We start from the raw sequence: 16,062 nt of genomic DNA on the forward strand, positions 1-16,062 counted from the left end.
CCCTCCCTCCCGAGTGTTGCGAGCTTGTGGTCATCTGGCGCGGCGTCGTGCGGCGCACGGCCGTGCCGTTCAGCGGGTGTTCTCACGGGCGGCGCGGTAGAAGTCCTTCCAGCCGTCGCGCTCGCGCACCACGCCCTCGACGTACTCGCGCCAGACCTGCTGGTCGGCGGCCGGGTCGCGGACCACCGCGCCGATCACGCCGGCCGCGACGTCGCCGGCCCGCAGCACGCCGTCGCCGAAGTGGGCGGCGAGCGCCAGGCCGTTGGTGACCACCGAGATGGCCTCGGCGGTGGACAGGGTGCCGCTGGGGGTCTTCACCTTGGTCCGGCCGTCGGTGGTGATGCCGGCCCGCAGCTCCCGGAAGACGGTCACCACGCGCCTGATCTCCTCGGCGCCGCCGGGCAGTTCGGGCAGCTGGAGGGAGCGGCCGAGCTGCTCGACCCGGCGGCTGACGATCTCGACCTCCTCCTCCAGCGAGCCGGGCAGCGGCAGCACCACGGTGTTGAAACGGCGGCGCAGCGCGCTGGACAGCTCGTTGACGCCGCGGTCGCGGTCGTTGGCGGTGGCGATGAGGTTGAAGCCGCGCACGGCCTGGGTCTCGGTGCCCAGCTCCGGGATCGGGAGGGTCTTCTCGGACAGGATGGTGATCAGACTGTCCTGCACGTCCGCCGGAATGCGGGTCAGTTCCTCGACCCGGGCGATCCGGCCGTCCGCCATCGCCCGCATCAGCGGCGAGGGGACCAGCGCCTCCCGGCTCGGCCCGTTGGTGAGCAGCTGCGCGTAGTTCCAGCCGTACCGGACGGCCTCCTCCGGGGTGCCGGCGGTGCCCTGCACCAGCAGCGTGGAGTCGCCGCTGATCGCCGCGGCGAGGTGCTCGGAGACCCAGGTCTTGGCGGTGCCGGGCACGCCGAGCAGCAGCAGCGCCCGGTCGGTGGCGAGCGTGGTGACGGCGACCTCCACCACCCGGCGCGGGCCGATGTACTTGGGGGTGATCACGGTGCCGTCGGGCAGCTCGCCGCCCAGCAGGTAGGTGGCGACGGCCCACGGGGAGAGCCTCCAGCGCTCCGGGCGGGGGCGGTCGTCCTGGGCGGCCAGCGCGGACAGCTCGGCGGCGAACGCCTCCTCGGCGTGCTGCCGCAGGACCTCGGTCGCGACGTCGGTCATCGGGGCTCCTTCGGGTCGGCCGCCGGGCACACGGATGCCCGGGCGACGGGGTGATCGGGGGGAGCCAGGTCGGCGTCCCGGCCTGCGGAAACCACCTTGCACCGGACCACTGACAATCCTGACCGGCGCTCAGTTCGGGCCGTCCGGGCGCCGGGTCGAATGTCAGTGCCGCCGCCTACCGTCGTGGTCATGGAGGAACGCTGGAGCACCGAACACATCCTGTCCCTGGCGCCCGACGCCGCCTCGCAGAAGGCCGCGGGCAAGCTCTCCGCGCCCGCTCCCTGGTCCGCCGCGGGCACCGACGGCGCGGCGGTCTGGGGCGAGTGCAGGGGCAGCGGCAGCACGCCGTACCGCACGGTCGTCGAGCTCGCCACGCCCGCCTACCAGTGCAGCTGCCCGAGCCGGAAGTTCCCCTGCAAGCACGCCCTGGGGCTGCTGCTGCTCTGGAGCGGCTCGCCCGCCTCGGTGCCCGACGGCGCCGAGCCCGTCGACTGGGCCGCCGAGTGGCTGAAGGGCCGCCAGGAGCGGGCCGAGCAGCGGGCGGTGCGGGCGGAGGCGCCGGCCGATCCGGCCGCCGCCCGCCGCCGCGCCGAGAAGCGCTCCGCCCGGGTCGCGGCCGGCGCCGCCGAGCTGCGGCTGCGGCTCGCCGACCGGGTCCGGCACGGCCTCGCCGACCAGTCCACCGCCGGCCCCTGGGAGGAGGTCGCGGCCCGCATGGTCGACGCCCAAGCCCCCGGTCTGGCCACCCGGGTCCGCGAGCTCGACGCGGTGCCGCAGCAGGGCCTGCTGGCGGAGTACGCGATGCTCCACCTGCTCGCCACCGCCGCGACCCGGCTCGACGAGCTGCCCGCGCCGCTCGCCGCGACCGTCCGCGCCCGGGTCGGCTACACCACCGAGACCGCCGAGCTGCTGGCCGGCCCGACCGTCCGGGACCGCTGGCAGGTCCTCGGCAGCCGGACCTCGCCGATGGACGGGGGCGGCGACGAGCGGCTGACCACCCGCCGGCTCTGGCTGCGCGGCGCCAAGACCGGCCGCCCGGCCCTGCTGATCGCCTTCGGCCGGCCCGGGCAGGCGCCCGAACTCGCCCTGCCCACCGGCCAGGTGGTCGAGGCCGAGCTGGCCTTCCACCCCGGCGCCCGCCCGCTGCGGGCCGTACTCGGAACCCGCTACGGCGCCCCGGCGGCCGCGCCCGACGGCCCGCCGCCCGGCCTGGCCGTCGCCGAGGCGGTGGCCGGCTACGGCACCGCGGTGGCCGACGACCCGTGGCTGGACGCCTGGCCGACGGTGCTCACCGAGGTCGTCCCGGTGCTCTCCGAGGAGGGCTGGCACCTCACCGACGGCCGGCACACCGTCCCGCTGCACCGCGCCGCCGTCCCGGAAGCCGCGCTCTGGCGGCTCGCCGCCGTCTCCACCGGCCGCCCGCTCACGGTCTTCGGCGAGTACGGCCACCGCGGCTTCGCGCCGGTCACCGCCTGGGGGCGGGACGGCCGCCCGATCGGCCTCACCACGGCCTGAGCGGGCCCGCCGGACCACGCCCCGAGCGGGCCGTGGCGAGCCCCTGACGAGCCCGCGCGCCCACCGCCCCGACATCCACCCGCACCCGTTCCACCGGAGGAGGAGGCCCCCGTGCCCGACCCCTGGGAGTCCCTGCAGACCACCGCCCTGCTGGGCACCGACCGCCGCCCGCTCCCCGCGCCCGGCCCGGCCGCCCCGTACGACGGCGCCGTCGACCGCGCCGATCCGGCCACCGCGCTGCTCGAACTCGCCGCCCTGGAGACGGTCCGCCGCCGGGCCGGCGCGCTGCCCGCCCCGGCCGCCTCGGCGGCCGACCTGCCGGCCGCCGAGGACCCCCGCCCCGAGCTGCCGGCCCCCGCCGCCCGCCGGCTCTCGCTACTGCTCTCCACCCGCGGCGGCGGCAGCGGCACGCTCGCCAACATCGCCGAACTGCTCCCGCAGTGGCTCGCGACCGCCCGCGAGCGCGGCTACCGCGCACCCGCCGCCAGCGTCCCGGCCCTGCTGGACGCCGCCCGCGCCCGCAGCGAGCTGCGCCCCGACGCGGTCGCGCTGGCCGGCCCGCTCGGCCGCTGGCTCGCCGAACGCAACGCGGACTGGCGGTTCGTGCAGCGCGCCGCCCCGGAGCCGTCGGCCGTGCCCGAGCCGCCGACCGCCCCGGAGCCACCGACCGCCCCGGGCACCGCGCCCGCCGAGGGCGACCACCTGTGGCACGAGGGCCTGTTCGCCGAGCGGGTCACCCATCTCACCCTGCTCCGCCGCCGCGACCCGGCGGCCGGCCTGGCCCTGCTGCGCGGCACCTGGCCCACCGAGCGCGCCGAGGACCGGCTGCTGTTCCTGGACGCCCTCCAGGAGGGCCTCTCGCTCGCCGACGAACCCTTCCTGGAGGCGGCGCTCGGCGACCGCAGCAAGAACGTCCGGACCACCGCCGCCGAACTGCTCTCCATCCTGCCCGGCTCCGCGCTGGCCACTCGGATGGCCGAGCGCGCCCGCGCGGCCGTACGCCTCTCCACTCATGGCACGCATCTGCTGGTCACCCCGCCCGCCGCCTGCGACCCGGCCATGCAACGCGACGGCATACCGCCCAAGTCGCCCACCGGGCGCGGCGAGCGGGCCTGGTGGTTCGGCGAGGTGATCGCCGCCGCCCCGCTCCCGCTCTGGTCCGAGCACACCGGCCTGACGCCCGGACAGCTGCTCGCCCTGCGGGTCGGCGACGCCATCGACGAGACCAGCAGCACCTGGGCCGACGATCTGCGCGAGGCCTGGGCCCGGGCCGCCGTCCGCCAGCACGACGCCGCCTGGGCGCGCGCCCTGCTCGGCCCCGCGCCCGTCCCCGGCCCCGGGCGCGCCGCCCGCGCCACGGGCGCCCCCGCCAAACTGCTCGCGGTGCTCCCGCCCGCCGAACGGGCCGCCTGGACGGCCGCCTTCATCGAGGCGCACGGCCTCGGCGACGCCTTCCAACTGCTCGGCGCCTGCGCCACCCCGTGGACGCCGCCGCTGTCCACCGCGGTGGTCGAGGCCCTGGCCCGGGCCGCCGCCTCCGGCGCCTACCCGTGGAGCCACAGCGGGGTGCTCGGCATGACCGAACGCGCGCTCTCCCCGGACAGCGCCGGGGCGGTCGAGGAGCTGGCCGCCGGGGCCGCGACCGCCACCGCCTGGGGCGAGACCTTCACCCGGCTGGCCGGGACGCTGCGCTTCCGTGAGGCGATGCTCGCCGAACTGGCGGCCTGAGCGGCGACCGTGCGTTCGGCGGTCGCGTGTACGGCGACCGCGCGCACGGCAGCCGTCAGCCGGCGGCCCGCAGGTTGGCCTCGACCCAGGCGACCACCTCGGTGGTCGGCGTGCCCGGGGTGAAGATGTCGGCGACGCCCATCGCCTTCAGCTCGACGATGTCCTCGTCCGGGATGATCCCGCCGCAGAACACCTTGATGTCCTCGGCGTCACGCTCCTTCAGCAGCTCCAGCACCCGCGCGCACAGCGTCATGTGCGCCCCGGACAGGATCGACAGCCCGATGCCGTCCGCGTCCTCCTGGATCGCGGTGTCGACCACCTGCTCCGGCGTCTGGTGCAGGCCGGTGTAGATGACCTCCATGCCGGCGTCACGCAGGGCGCGCGCGATGACCTTGGCGCCGCGGTCGTGACCGTCCAGCCCCGGCTTGGCGACCACCACGCGGATCGGCCCTGACACACCCATCACTGCCTCCCGGACCTCGTCGTCCATCCCCCACCGGACCTTGTGGGCACGGGCGAGGTTAACGAGCAATAACCAATTGAGGGGAGGGTAGCGCCACCCGTCCTGGTTGGCGGCCCCGCCCCTCAAGACGAGGGCAAAATCACAGACCGCCCACCGCCCTCCCCTGTTCTACCCCGCAACCGCACACCCCCAGCCCCTTGACATACGGACTTTTGTCCGGATGTCCGGCTTCCGGCTACAGTCTCGGTCGTTTAGCCCCCCGCCCGACGACGCGCCCGAGGCCACCTGAGGAGGCAGCCGCGATGGCTCCCGAAGCAGCCGCCCGTCCGACCCGTGCGGAACTGCGCCTCGCCGCCCGCGAGCAGTCCCGGTCCCAGCGCCGCGACGCCGCCAAGGCCGCCACCCGCACGGCGCTGCTGCGGGTCGCGCTGCCCTCGGTGGCCGCGCTCGGCGTCGCCGCCGCGGCGGCCGTCACCGTCCAGGGCGAGGCCGACCAGCAGCGCGCCCAGGCCGCCGGCCGGGTCCCCGAGCAGGCCACCGCCGCCGACTCCCCCGACGCCGCGCACGGCGAGGCAGCCCGGGCCGCCCAGCAGGCACTGGCCGCCGGCGAGACCGCCCAGGCCTCCCGCGGCGACGCCCGTCAGCCGCTCGCCGGCACCCAGGGCACGCCCGACGCCGCCGGGCAGAACGGGCAGGGTGGCCAGACCGGCCAGCCGGTCGCGCAGGCGAACACCACGCCCCCCGACCAGGCCCCGGCGCCGGAGCGCCCCGCGATCGCGATGCCGGTCGCCCAGCACGGCCTCGGCGAGGTGTTCGGCGCGGCCGGCACCCACTGGGCCAAGCGGCACACCGGCGTCGACTTCCCGGTGGACGGCGGCACCCAGGTGATGGCCGTGGCCGACGGCACCATCCGCACCCAGTGGAACCCGTCGTACGGCTACATGACCATTCTCAAGACCGCCGACGGCACCGAGGTCTGGTACTGCCACCTGCGCTCGTACAAGATCCGCAAGGGCACGGTGAAGGCCGGCGACCTCATCGCCTTCGTCGGCAGCAGCGGCAACAGCACCGGCCCGCACCTGCACCTGGAGATCCGCCCGGCCGACGGCGGCTCCCCCGTCGACCCGCTGCCCTGGTTCCTCGCCCAAGGGCTCGACCCGCGCTGACACCGCCGGCGCGGGCCGAACCACCTCCGGTCCGCTACAACTTCTCGACCGGCGCGTAGCGCAGCAGCAGTTGCTTGCGCCCCTCCGAGCCGAAGTCCACCGTGGCCTGCGCCTTGTCGCCGGCCCCGGTGGTGGCCACCACGGTGCCCAGCCCGAAGGTGTCGTGGGTGACCCGGTCGCCGACCGCCAGCGCGACCACCTCGCGCTCCACCGCCGCGCCCGAGCGCCGCGCCGACTGCCCCCAGCCCGCCTTCGGCGAGGCCGCGGCCGACGAACCGCGCGAGGACCCGCCCCGCGAGGACCCGCCGCCGAACGACGAGCCCCCGGAGCCGCCCGAACCGCCCGAGGACCGTCCGCCCCAGGACGACCCCGAGCCGAAGCCGCGCGAGGCCGGCGCCGACGCCGCCCCCGTGCGCTTCCACTCCACCAGCGGCTCCGGGATCTCCTCCAGGAACCGCGAGGCCGGGTTGTACGACGGCTGCCCCCAGGCGCTGCGCAGCACCGACCTGGTCAGGTAGAGCCGCTGCCGCGCCCGGGTCAGCCCGACGTACGCCAGGCGCCGCTCCTCCTCCAGCTCCTTGACCTGGTTGAGCGCCCGCATGTGCGGGAAGATGCCGTCCTCCATGCCGGTCAGGAAGACCACCGGGAACTCCAGGCCCTTGGCGGTGTGCAGGGTCATCATCGTGATGACGCCCTGCCCCTCCTCGTCCTCGTCCGGGCTTCCTCCCTCGGTCCCGTACTGCTTCGCATCCGGGAGCTGGTCGGAGTCGGCGACCAGCGCCACCCGCTCCAGGAAGTCGGCCAGCGAGCCGACCGGCGGCGCGCCGTCCTCGCCGGCGTCCGGCCGCTCGCCCGGGTCCTGCTCGTACTCCAGGGCGACCGAGGCCAGCTCCTGGAGGTTCTCCACCCGGGTCTCGTCCTGCGGGTCGGTCGACGCCTGGAGCTCGCCCAGGTAGCCGGTCTCCTCCAGCACCGCCTCCAGCACCGCGGCCGGGCCCGCGCCGGACTCGACGACCTGGCGCAGCCCGGCCATCAGCGCGTTGAACTTCTTCACCGCGTTCGCCGAGCGCGCGGCCATGCCGTACGCCTCGTCGACGCGCCGCAGCGCCTGCGCGAAGGAGATCCGCTCGCGCGCGGCCAGCGCGTCGATCATCGCCTCGGCCCGCTCGCCGATGCCGCGCTTGGGCACGTTGAGGATCCGGCGCAGCGGCACGGTGTCCTCCGGGTTGGACAGCACCCGCAGGTAGGCCAGGACGTCCTTGACCTCCTTGCGCTCGTAGAAGCGCACCCCGCCGACCACCTTGTACGGCAGGCCGACCCGGATGAACACCTCCTCGAAGACACGGGACTGCGCGTTGGTGCGGTAGAAGATCGCGACGTCGCCGGGCCTGGCCGCGCCCGCGTCGGTGAGCCGGTCGATCTCGTCGGCGATGAACTGGGCCTCGCCGTGCTCGTCGTCCGCGACGTAGCCGACGACCTTCTCGCCGTCCTCGCCGGCCGTCCAGAGCTTCTTCTCGCGCCGGTTGGCGTTGCGCTCGATGACGGCGTTGGCCGCGCTCAGGATGGTCTGGGTGGAGCGGTAGTTCTGCTCCAGCAGGATCGTGGTGGCGTTCGGGTAGTCCTCCTCGAACTGGAGGATGTTGCGGATCGTCGCGCCGCGGAAGGCGTAGATCGACTGGTCCGCGTCACCGACCACGCACAGCTCGGCGGGCGGCACCTCGGCGAGCCGGCCGGCCGCCGGGTCGACGTAGTCGCCGTCGACGGTGCGCTTCGGGGCGTGCGCCGCCGCGCCGCCGCTCAGCTCGCGGACCAGCGTGTACTGGGCGTGGTTGGTGTCCTGGTACTCGTCGACCAGGATGTGCCGGAACCGCCGCCGGTAGTGCTCCGCGACGTCGGGGAAGGCCTGGAGCAGGTTCACCGTCGTCATGATGATGTCGTCGAAGTCGAGGGCGTTGGCCTCGCGCAGCCGCCGCTGGTAGAGGAAGTACGCCTCGGCGAGCTTCTTCTCCGTCGGGTTGGCGGCCTGGTCGGCGTAGGTCTCCTCGTCGATCAGCTCGTTCTTGAGGTTGCTGACCTTGGCGGTGAAGGACTTCGGCGGGAACTGCTTCGGGTCCAGGTCGAGGTCGCGGCAGACCAGCGCCATCAGCCGCTGCGAGTCGGCCGAGTCGTAGATCGAGAACGAGGAGGTGAAGCCGAGCAGCTTGGACTCGCGGCGCAGGATCCGCACGCAGGCGCTGTGGAAGGTGGAGACCCACATCGCCCGGGCGCGCGGGCCGACCAGCTGCTCGACGCGCTCGCGCATCTCGCCGGCGGCCTTGTTGGTGAAGGTGATCGCCAGGATCTCGCCCGGCTGCACCCCGCGCGCGCCCAGCAGGTGGGCGATCCGGTGGGTCAGCACCCTGGTCTTGCCGGAGCCGGCGCCGGCCACGATCAGCAGCGGCGAGCCGGCGTGCAGCACGGCCTCGCGCTGCGGGTCGTTCATGCCCTCCAGCAGCGCGGCCGGGTCGATCACCGGGCGGGCGGCGCCGTTGCGGTACCAGGCGTCCCGCTCGGCCTCGGCCGCGTGGTCGGTCCGGAAGAGCCCGTCGGGGATCGCCTCCTCGTAGGCGTCGTACGGGGCGTCGTCCCCGTACGGCGGCGGCTCCTCGTCGATCGGCGGCGCGGGCTGCTTCGACCCGGCGGCGGGGGCCTCGAAACCGGGGAGCGGGAGGTCGTCAAAGAGGCTACTCATGGCACTGACGAGTCTATGGCCCCCCGCCGACAAGCCCGCCCGGCCCTTGACAGGACCGGGCGGGCCCGCGGGACACCCGGGTCAGACCAGCCGGCGCGCGGTGGCCCACCTGGTCAGCTCGTGCCGGTTGCTCAGCTGGAGCTTGCGCAGCACCGCCGAGACGTGGCTCTCCACCGTCTTGACCGAGATGAACAGCTGCTTGGCGATCTCCTTGTACGCGTAGCCGCGGGCGATCAGCCGCAGCACCTCGCGCTCGCGCTGGGTGAGCCGGTCCAGGTCCTCGTCCACCGGCGGGGTGTCGGTGGCCGCGAAGGCGTCCAGCACGAAGCCGGCCAGCCGCGGCGAGAAGACGGCGTCCCCGTCGGAGATCCGGAAGATCGCGTCGACCAGGTCGGTCCCGGTGATCGTCTTGGTGACGTAGCCGCGGGCACCGCCGCGGATCACGCCGATCACGTCCTCCGCCGCGTCGGACACCGAGAGCGCCAGGAAGCGCACTCCCCCGGGGTCGCCCATCAGCCCGGCCGAGCGGCGCAGCACCTCGACGCCACCGCCACCGGGCAGGTGGACGTCCAGCAACACCACGTCGGGCCGTGTCTCGGCGACCACCCGGACCGCCGACTCCACGTCGTCGGCCTCGCCGACCACATCGATGCCGGTCGCCTCGGTGCGCCCGATCTCCGCCCGTACCCCCGTCCGGAACATCCGGTGGTCGTCGACCAGGACGACCCGCGCGCGGCGCTCCGGCGCTGCCTCAGTCATTCGCTCTCTCCATCTCCAGCTCGACCTCGGTCCCGCCGTCCGGCGCGGGCCGCACCCGTGCGGTGCCGCCGTTGCGCTTCATGCGGCCGAGGATCGACTCGCGTACGCCCATCCGGTCCTCGGGGACCGTGTCCGGGTCGAAGCCCGGGCCGTGGTCGCGGACGAACACCATCACGGTCCTCCCCTCGACCTCGGCGTAGACCTGGACCGGTCCCCCGCCACCGTACTTGGCCGCGTTGACGGTCGCCTCCCTCGCGGCCTGCATCTGGGCCGCGATCCGCTCGTCCATCGGGCAGTCGCCGACGATCACCACCTCGACCGGGACGCCGTGCCGGTCCTCGACCTCGGCGACCACCGCGCGCAGGCTCTCCGCCATGGTGTCCGGCGCCTGCTCGGCGACCGCCTCCGGGCGGTAGAGCCAGAGCCGCAGTTCGCGCTCCTGGGCCCGGGCGAGGCGCAGCACCTCCTTGGGGTCCTCGGCGCGGCGCTGAATGAGGGTCAGCGTGTGCAGCACCGAGTCGTGCACGTGGGCGGCGATCTCGGCGCGCTCCTGGGCGCGGATGCGGGCGGTGCGCTCGGCGCCGAGGTCCTGCCACATCCGCAGCGCGTACGGGCCGACCAGCACCAGCACACCGGCGAGCACCGCGAGCGAGGCCTCGATCACCGAGCCGATCGTCGAGCCGCCGCCCTGGGTGGCGAGGAAGGCGATGATGCCCGCCACCACCAGCAGCACGCCCGCGCCGACCCGGGTGTAGGCGCCGCGCCGCTTCTCGCCCTCCTCCAGGCCGAACCAGCGCTGCCAGCGCGAGTCGTCGGCCTGCCGCCAGACCAGCGCCACGCCGACGCCGATCGCCAGCAGCGGCCAGCTGTACGGCTTGGCGGTCTGCACGTTGAGCGCGTTGAGCAGGGCGATCACGCCGATCACCAGCATCACCAGCGCGGCCAGCTGGCCCAGCCCGCCCGGCCGCTGGCCGGAGGCCCCGGCGCCGGACGCGCCGGCCCCCTCGCCGGCCTCGACCGGCTCGCCCCGCAGGGTGTGCTGCAGCACCTCGCGCAGCCGGCCGATCCATCCGCCGCGCCGGCCGGCGCCCTTGCTCAGCTCCCCGCCGCCGCCCACCTGCCAGGAACCGACCGGGACGAAGGAGCCGTTGACGTACACCCAGTGCGCGCCGACCCGCGGCTCGCCGATGCCGATCGGCACCACGAACCAGAACGCCGCGTAGAGCAGTCCGCCGAGCCCCTGGGCGAAGAACAGCACCACGAAGGCGATCCGCACCCAGCTGACGGGCAGTCCGAGGTGCACGGCGAGCCCGTGCGCCACACCGCCGAGCATCCGCCCCTGCGGGCTGCGGTACAGCCGGCGGTAGGGCGGCTTCGCGTCGCCGGGCGCGGACGGGTCGCCGCCCCCGGGCGGTGCGGGCTCGGGGGCGAGGGGACGGGAGTCGGAACCGGGTGCTGCCACGGCACCGATGGTTCCACGCGGGCGGACCCGGACGCATCAGGGTGTGGCCCCGCAGGGACCCTGACGCTTATCAGGGACAAGTCAGGGTCCGAGCAGGGGCGGGACCGGTTGGGCGGGGGTCCGGCACCCAGCAGGATGGTGGGCATGACCGAAGACCACCGTGCAGAGGAGCTCCACGAGGCCGGGACGAGCGCCCCGCCGGCGCCGGACCGACCGCCGCTGACCCGGGCCGAGCGCCACCGCGTGGTGGCCGGCGTCTGCGGCGGCCTCGGCCGGCACCTGGACATCGACCCGGTGGTGTTCCGCGTCGTGACGGTGGTGCTCTGCCTCTCCGGCGGCCTCGGCCTGTTCCTGTACGGCCTCGCCTGGCTGATCGTGCCGACCGAGCCGGGCGCGGACGGCAAGGGCGGCACCCGCTCCGGCCGCACCGAGCTCCAGCGGGTGCTCACCGGCCGGGTGGACGGCCAGTCGGTCGGCGCGGTGCTGCTGACCGTGATCGGCACCGGCGTCTTCTTCTCCTCGATGGGCGACGGCGGCCAGCTGTTCCCGCTGCTGCTGCTCGCCGGGCTGGTCTTCCTGGCCGTCCGCTACGACCCGGAGCGCCGGCGCGGCGGCCGGATCCGCGGCCGCCGCCGGCACCACGGCCACGGTCACAGCCACGGCTACGGGGACGGCGGGCGGCCGGGCGGCCCGTACGACCGCTACTTCCCAGAGGCCGGACCCGCCGCCGACCCCGCCGCGGCCGCCACGAGCGGCTACCGCTGGCCGCCCGAGGAGCCGGCCGCGGCCGAGGAGGCCCGCGCCCGGCACGCCGCCGCGCGCGAGGCCGGCACCGTCCCCGCCGACACCCCGCACGCCGGCCCGTCCGGCTACCTGTGGGACCCGCGCCACCCCGAGCGCAACCCGTACGGCGGCACCGCGCCGACCCCGCCCTACGGCACCCCGCCCCCGCCGCCCGGCGCCCCGGCCCAGCCGTGGTGGCAGCGGACCGACCTGCCGCAGGGCGACCCGCTGCGCAAGGAGGCCGGACCGGTCCCGCCGGCCCCGCCGACCGCGCCGCGCCCGCCCGTGGTGGTGCACCGGCGCGAGCGCTCCCCGCTCGGCCTGATCGGCCTGCTGCTGGCGGTGGGCGCGGCCAGCGCCGTCTGGTCGGCCTCGAACAACGGCGGCGCCACCGTCCGGGCCGGCACCGTGCTGGCCACCGCGCTGCTGGTGATCGGGCTGACCCTGGTGCTCGGCGCCAAGTTCGGCCGGGCCCGCCGGCTGGTCGTCCCCGGTCTGCTGCTCACCGTCGCGCTGACCGCGATCGGCGGCTCCTCGGTCACCACCCGGAACGTGGCCGGCGACCGCACCTGGACCGTCGCCACGGCCGCCGAGCTGCAGCCGAAGTACACGCTGGGGGTCGGCTCGCTGCGGCTGGACCTCAGCCGGATCGACCCGGCCGGCACGACCCTGGCCACCTCGGCCGAGCTGGGCGCCGGCGACCTGACCGTGACGGTGCCGACGGACGTGACGGTCAACGTGCGCAGCGAGATCGGCCTGGTCGAGGTCCGCATCACGGGCCGCGAGGGCTACGACGACGGCCCGGGGAACCGCACCTACCAGCTGCTCCCGGTGAACGGACAGGAATCCAAGGGCACGCTCGACCTCACGCTGAGGGTCGGGCTCGGCAACATCAAGGTGGTCCAGCAGTGAGGAAGCACCAACTCGACCTGTTCTCGCTGATCGCCGGGGGGCTGTTCACCGCGATCGCGGTGCTCTACCTGGTGGCGGCGGTGAACGACGTCTCGGTCAACGGCCGGATCATCATCCCGGTGACCTTCATCGTGCTCGGCCTGGGCGGCCTGGCCGGGGCGGTGGCGGCGGCGGTACGCCGCTCCCGGCCGGAGGAACCCGGGCAGGATGCGGGACACTAGCTCTCCAGCGGGCCCAGGTGCAGCTTGTCGCCCTCCTTGGTGACCCGGTACTTCGGCAGCGGCTTGGTGGCCGGGCCGTTCACCACGGCGCCGGTGGCCGCGTCGAACCGGGAACCGTGGCAGGGGCAGTACAGCTGGCCGTTCTTCGGCGCGTCGACCGCGCAGCCGGAGTGCGTGCAGACCGAGGAGAACGCGCAGTACTGGCCGGCCTTGGGCTGCACCAGGTAGACCGCGTCGCCGCTGGCCGGGTCCTTGACCTGGGCCGAGCCGCCGACCGGGACGCTCGCCGCGTCCACCGTGACCGGCGCGCCGGCCGGTGCCGGGGCGGTCGGCTGCTCGGCCTTCGCGGTGGGCTTGTCCCGCCCGAAGGTGGCGGTCAGCGAGCCGGTGAGCAGCCCGGCTCCGCCCAGCGCGACGGCCGCGAGGCCGCCGTCCATCAGGGCCCGGCGCCGGACGTGGTCCTCGTGCAGGCCGCGCAGGCGGTCCCGGGCGGAGCGCCGGGCGAGGTAGCCGTCCACCGAGAGGTACGGGGTGCCGGCCAGCACCAGCGGCGTCCAGGCCATCAGGTAGGCGAGGTCGTTGCCGAGGTAGTACGGCGTGACGGACCAGCTGATGGTGAGCCAGAGGCTGAGGCTGATCAGCGCCCCGCCGGCGGCGGCGAGCCGGCCCCAGAGGCCGATCAGGGTGCCCAGGCCCACCGCGAGTTCGCCGAAGGCGACCAGCAGGGCGAACGGGGTGGGGTGGGACAGCGCCGGGCCGAGCAGGAAGTCGATCGGGCTGGAACCCTTGACGGCCCGGGTCTGCGAGACGAACGAGGCCGGGTCGCCGGCCCCGGCCAGGTAGTGGCTGTCGGAGAGCTTGTCGAGCGAGGCGTAGACGAAGGTGACGCCGAGGAAGATCCGCAGCGGCAGCAGCGCCAGCCGCGAGCCGGCCGCCTTCCACCCGGCGGTCCGTCCGGTGGCGCCCGCCGGGCCCGGTCCGTCCTGGGTGCCCGGGGGCGGCCCTGCCGTGCCGTCGCCGACGGTCCCGGCCGCCACAGAGCTGCTGGCCTCCGCCATTCCCCACACCTTCCCTCACCGGCCCGCCACCGCCTGACAGGTCCGGACGCATTCTGCCCGCTCGTGGCTGCTTTCGGTGGGAGGGCCCACCCGGGGGCGCGGAGTCGGCGAGCGGGCCGACGACGAACACCCGCGCCGCCGACCCCGGGTACGGGGGCGGCGGCGCGGGTGTTCAGAACCGGTCAGGACCGGCCGGGGCGGGGAGCGCTCACTCCCACTCGATGGTGCCCGGCGGCTTGCTGGTGCAGTCGAGCACGACGCGGTTGACGTCGCGGACCTCGTTGGTGATGCGGGTGGAGATGCGGGCCAGCACGTCGTACGGCAGGCGCGACCAGTCGGCGGTCATGGCGTCCTCGGAGGACACCGGACGCAGCACGATCGGGTGACCGTAGGTGCGGCCGTCGCCCTGGACGCCGACGCTGCGGACGTCCGCGAGCAGGACCACCGGGCACTGCCAGATCTCACGGTCCAGGCCGGCCGCGGTCAGCTCCTCGCGGGCGATCGCGTCGGCGTCGCGCAGCAGGTCCAGGCGCTCCTTGGTGACCTCGCCGACGATCCGGATGCCCAGGCCCGGGCCCGGGAACGGCTGGCGCTGGACGATCTCCTCCGGCAGGCCGAGCTCCTGGCCGACCATCCGGACCTCGTCCTTGAACAGCTTGCGCAGCGGCTCGACCAGCGCGAACTGGAGGTCCTCGGGCAGGCCGCCGACGTTGTGGTGGGACTTGATGTTGGCGGTGCCCTCACCGCCGCCGGACTCCACCACGTCCGGGTACAGGGTGCCCTGGACGAGGAAGTCGACCGACTCGCCGTGCTCGCCGGCCTCGGCGATGATCTCGGCCTGCGCCTGCTCGAAGACCCGGATGAACTCCCGGCCGATGATCTTGCGCTTCTCCTCCGGGTCGCTGACGCCCTTCAGCGCGTCGAGGAAGCGCTCCTGCGCGTCGACGACCTTCAGCTGCACGCCGGTGGCGGCCACGAAGTCCTTCTCGACCTGCTCGGTCTCGCCCTTGCGCATCAGGCCGTGGTCGACGTAGACGCAGGTCAGCCGGTCGCCGATGGCCTTGTTGACCAGGGCGGCGGCGACCGCCGAGTCCACGCCGCCGGACAGGCCGCAGATGGCGCGCTTGTTGCCGACCTGGGCGCGGATCGCCGCGACCTGCTCCTCGACCACGCTGCCGGTGGTCCAGGTGGGGGCCAGGCCGGCGCCGCGGTAGAGGAAGTGCTCCAGGACCTGCTGGCCGTGGTCGGAGTGCAGCACCTCGGGGTGGTACTGGACGCCGTAGAGGCGGGCCTCGTCGTTCTCGAAGGCCGCGACCGGCACCACGTCGGTGGAGGCGGTGACGGTGAAGCCCTCGGGGGCCGCGGAGCAGGCGTCACCGTGCGACATCCACACCGAGTGCTGCGCCGGGACGCCCTCGAACAGGGTCGAGCCGGTGCGCGAGACGGTCAGCGGGGTGCGGCCGTACTCCCGGGCGCCGGTGTTGTCGACGGTGCCGCCGAGCACGGTGGCCATCAGCTGGAAGCCGTAGCACATGCCGAAGACCGGCACGCCGGCCTCGAAGATCGCACGGTCGAGCTGCGGCGCGCCCTCCTCGTAGACCGACGAGGGACCGCCGGAGAGGATGATCGCCTTCGGGTTCTTGGCGAGCATCTCGGCGACCGGCATGCTGCTCGGCACGATCTCGCTGTAGACCCGGGCCTCACGCACCCGACGGGCGATGAGCTGGGCGTACTGGGCACCGAAGTCGACGACCAGGACGGTGTCGGTCTCAGGTACGGACTGGACGGGAGTAGCAGAGGACACAGACGGCCTTCCGGCAGCGGTACGAAAGGTGTCGCGCGTGGCACGCCCTACGGAGGGTGCGCGGAGTGCGACGGGCGGGGGTCTGCCATCGAGTCTACCGGGCTGGCCGGTTTCACTCGTCTGCCCGCCCCGGGGACCGTGACCGGCACGGGCGCCGGTTCGTTGCTCCGGGCGGACCGTACGACCGCGCCGCGCCCACCAGACGCGTCGCCCCCGCCCCGGCCAGGGCGCCTCCGTACGGGCATGCAGGACCACGCGTGGAGCTCACCCCCAGTCCACCGGCGCGCGTGGCGCCG

At 74.9% G+C, this 16,062-nt stretch carries 12 protein-coding genes; 5 read left to right on the forward strand and 7 right to left on the reverse strand.

Annotated features, from left to right (window positions below; translation table 11 throughout):
* Positions 1 to 69: 69 nt before the first annotated feature.
* Complete coding sequence (locus ACFVUH_RS06015) at positions 70 to 1,164, reverse strand: AAA family ATPase (protein ID WP_355358516.1); 1,095 nt, start codon at positions 1,162 to 1,164, stop codon at positions 70 to 72.
* 189 nt (positions 1,165 to 1,353) lie between these two features.
* Between ACFVUH_RS06015 and ACFVUH_RS06020 the strand changes: the two genes are divergently transcribed.
* The gene (locus ACFVUH_RS06020; protein WP_387911482.1) at positions 1,354 to 2,679 is read left to right on the forward strand and encodes an SWIM zinc finger family protein; all 1,326 of its coding nucleotides are present in this window, start codon (positions 1,354 to 1,356) and stop codon (positions 2,677 to 2,679) included.
* Between the two features lie 111 nt (positions 2,680 to 2,790).
* On the forward strand, positions 2,791 to 4,407 hold the full coding sequence (locus ACFVUH_RS06025; protein ID WP_387911484.1) for a DUF5691 domain-containing protein: 1,617 nt from the start codon (positions 2,791 to 2,793) through the stop codon (positions 4,405 to 4,407).
* Between the two features lie 55 nt (positions 4,408 to 4,462).
* Here ACFVUH_RS06025 and ACFVUH_RS06030 read toward each other — a convergent pair whose 3' ends face one another.
* Positions 4,463 to 4,870 (reverse strand): cobalamin B12-binding domain-containing protein, encoded by a 408-nt coding sequence (locus tag ACFVUH_RS06030; protein ID WP_355358936.1) that lies wholly within the window; start codon positions 4,868 to 4,870, stop codon positions 4,463 to 4,465.
* A gap of 302 nt (positions 4,871 to 5,172) precedes the next feature.
* On the opposite strand from ACFVUH_RS06030, the gene ACFVUH_RS06035 reads away from it, so the two are divergent.
* Positions 5,173 to 6,036, forward strand: a complete 864-nt coding sequence (locus ACFVUH_RS06035) for a peptidoglycan DD-metalloendopeptidase family protein (protein WP_387911486.1) — start codon at positions 5,173 to 5,175, stop codon at positions 6,034 to 6,036.
* A gap of 34 nt (positions 6,037 to 6,070) precedes the next feature.
* Here ACFVUH_RS06035 and pcrA read toward each other — a convergent pair whose 3' ends face one another.
* From pcrA to ACFVUH_RS06050, 3 genes are all read right to left on the reverse strand, one after another.
* Positions 6,071 to 8,767 carry a DNA helicase PcrA gene (gene pcrA, locus ACFVUH_RS06040; protein ID WP_387911487.1) on the reverse strand — a complete coding sequence of 899 codons (2,697 nt, stop codon included), beginning with the start codon at positions 8,765 to 8,767 and terminating at the stop codon, positions 6,071 to 6,073.
* A gap of 81 nt (positions 8,768 to 8,848) precedes the next feature.
* Positions 8,849 to 9,526: a response regulator transcription factor gene (locus ACFVUH_RS06045; protein WP_355358501.1), complete on the reverse strand. Its 678-nt coding sequence runs from the start codon at positions 9,524 to 9,526 to the stop codon at positions 8,849 to 8,851.
* Positions 9,519 to 10,859: a PspC domain-containing protein gene (locus ACFVUH_RS06050; protein WP_387911815.1), complete on the reverse strand. Its 1,341-nt coding sequence runs from the start codon at positions 10,857 to 10,859 to the stop codon at positions 9,519 to 9,521. The genes ACFVUH_RS06045 and ACFVUH_RS06050 overlap by 8 nt, the downstream gene beginning before the upstream one ends.
* Positions 10,860 to 11,132: 273 nt before the next feature.
* Here ACFVUH_RS06050 and ACFVUH_RS06055 point away from each other — a divergent pair, with 273 nt between their 5' ends.
* Together ACFVUH_RS06055 and ACFVUH_RS06060 are read left to right on the forward strand one after the other, a co-directional pair.
* A complete protein-coding gene (locus tag ACFVUH_RS06055) occupies positions 11,133 to 12,683 on the forward strand; it encodes a PspC domain-containing protein (protein ID WP_387911489.1) in 1,551 nt (516 codons plus the stop codon).
* On the forward strand, positions 12,680 to 12,904 hold the full coding sequence (locus tag ACFVUH_RS06060; protein WP_387911490.1) for a hypothetical protein: 225 nt from the start codon (positions 12,680 to 12,682) through the stop codon (positions 12,902 to 12,904). The genes ACFVUH_RS06055 and ACFVUH_RS06060 overlap by 4 nt, the downstream gene beginning before the upstream one ends.
* Here the strand turns inward: ACFVUH_RS06060 and ACFVUH_RS06065 are convergent.
* Both ACFVUH_RS06065 and guaA read right to left on the reverse strand, forming a co-directional pair.
* Positions 12,901 to 13,962: a Rieske 2Fe-2S domain-containing protein gene (locus ACFVUH_RS06065; protein ID WP_387911493.1), complete on the reverse strand. Its 1,062-nt coding sequence runs from the start codon at positions 13,960 to 13,962 to the stop codon at positions 12,901 to 12,903. The two genes, ACFVUH_RS06060 and ACFVUH_RS06065, sit on opposite strands and share 4 nt — an antisense overlap.
* Before the next feature lie 208 nt (positions 13,963 to 14,170).
* Positions 14,171 to 15,766 (reverse strand): glutamine-hydrolyzing GMP synthase, encoded by a 1,596-nt coding sequence (gene guaA, locus ACFVUH_RS06070; RefSeq protein ID WP_355358489.1) that lies wholly within the window; start codon positions 15,764 to 15,766, stop codon positions 14,171 to 14,173.
* Positions 15,767 to 16,062: the final 296 nt, after the last annotated feature.

Origin of the sequence: Kitasatospora sp. NPDC058032 (assembly GCF_042885845.1) — a bacterium.
Classification (GTDB): domain Bacteria; phylum Actinomycetota; class Actinomycetes; order Streptomycetales; family Streptomycetaceae; genus Kitasatospora.

What these genes read in the sequence shown, in the direction of transcription:
- ACFVUH_RS06015 (WP_355358516.1), bottom strand. Translation starts at nt 1,164, where the DNA reads ATGACCGACGTCGCGACCGAGGTCCTGCGGCAGCACGCCGAGGAGGCG.
- ACFVUH_RS06020 (WP_387911482.1), top strand. Translation starts at nt 1,354, where the DNA reads ATGGAGGAACGCTGGAGCACCGAACACATCCTGTCCCTGGCGCCCGAC.
- ACFVUH_RS06030 (WP_355358936.1), bottom strand. Translation starts at nt 4,870, where the DNA reads ATGGGTGTGTCAGGGCCGATCCGCGTGGTGGTCGCCAAGCCGGGGCTG.
- ACFVUH_RS06035 (WP_387911486.1), top strand. Translation starts at nt 5,173, where the DNA reads ATGGCTCCCGAAGCAGCCGCCCGTCCGACCCGTGCGGAACTGCGCCTC.
- pcrA (WP_387911487.1), bottom strand. Translation starts at nt 8,767, where the DNA reads ATGAGTAGCCTCTTTGACGACCTCCCGCTCCCCGGTTTCGAGGCCCCC.
- ACFVUH_RS06045 (WP_355358501.1), bottom strand. Translation starts at nt 9,526, where the DNA reads ATGACTGAGGCAGCGCCGGAGCGCCGCGCGCGGGTCGTCCTGGTCGAC.
- ACFVUH_RS06050 (WP_387911815.1), bottom strand. Translation starts at nt 10,859, where the DNA reads ATGCTCGGCGGTGTGGCGCACGGGCTCGCCGTGCACCTCGGACTGCCC.
- ACFVUH_RS06055 (WP_387911489.1), top strand. Translation starts at nt 11,133, where the DNA reads ATGACCGAAGACCACCGTGCAGAGGAGCTCCACGAGGCCGGGACGAGC.
- ACFVUH_RS06065 (WP_387911493.1), bottom strand. Translation starts at nt 13,962, where the DNA reads ATGGCGGAGGCCAGCAGCTCTGTGGCGGCCGGGACCGTCGGCGACGGC.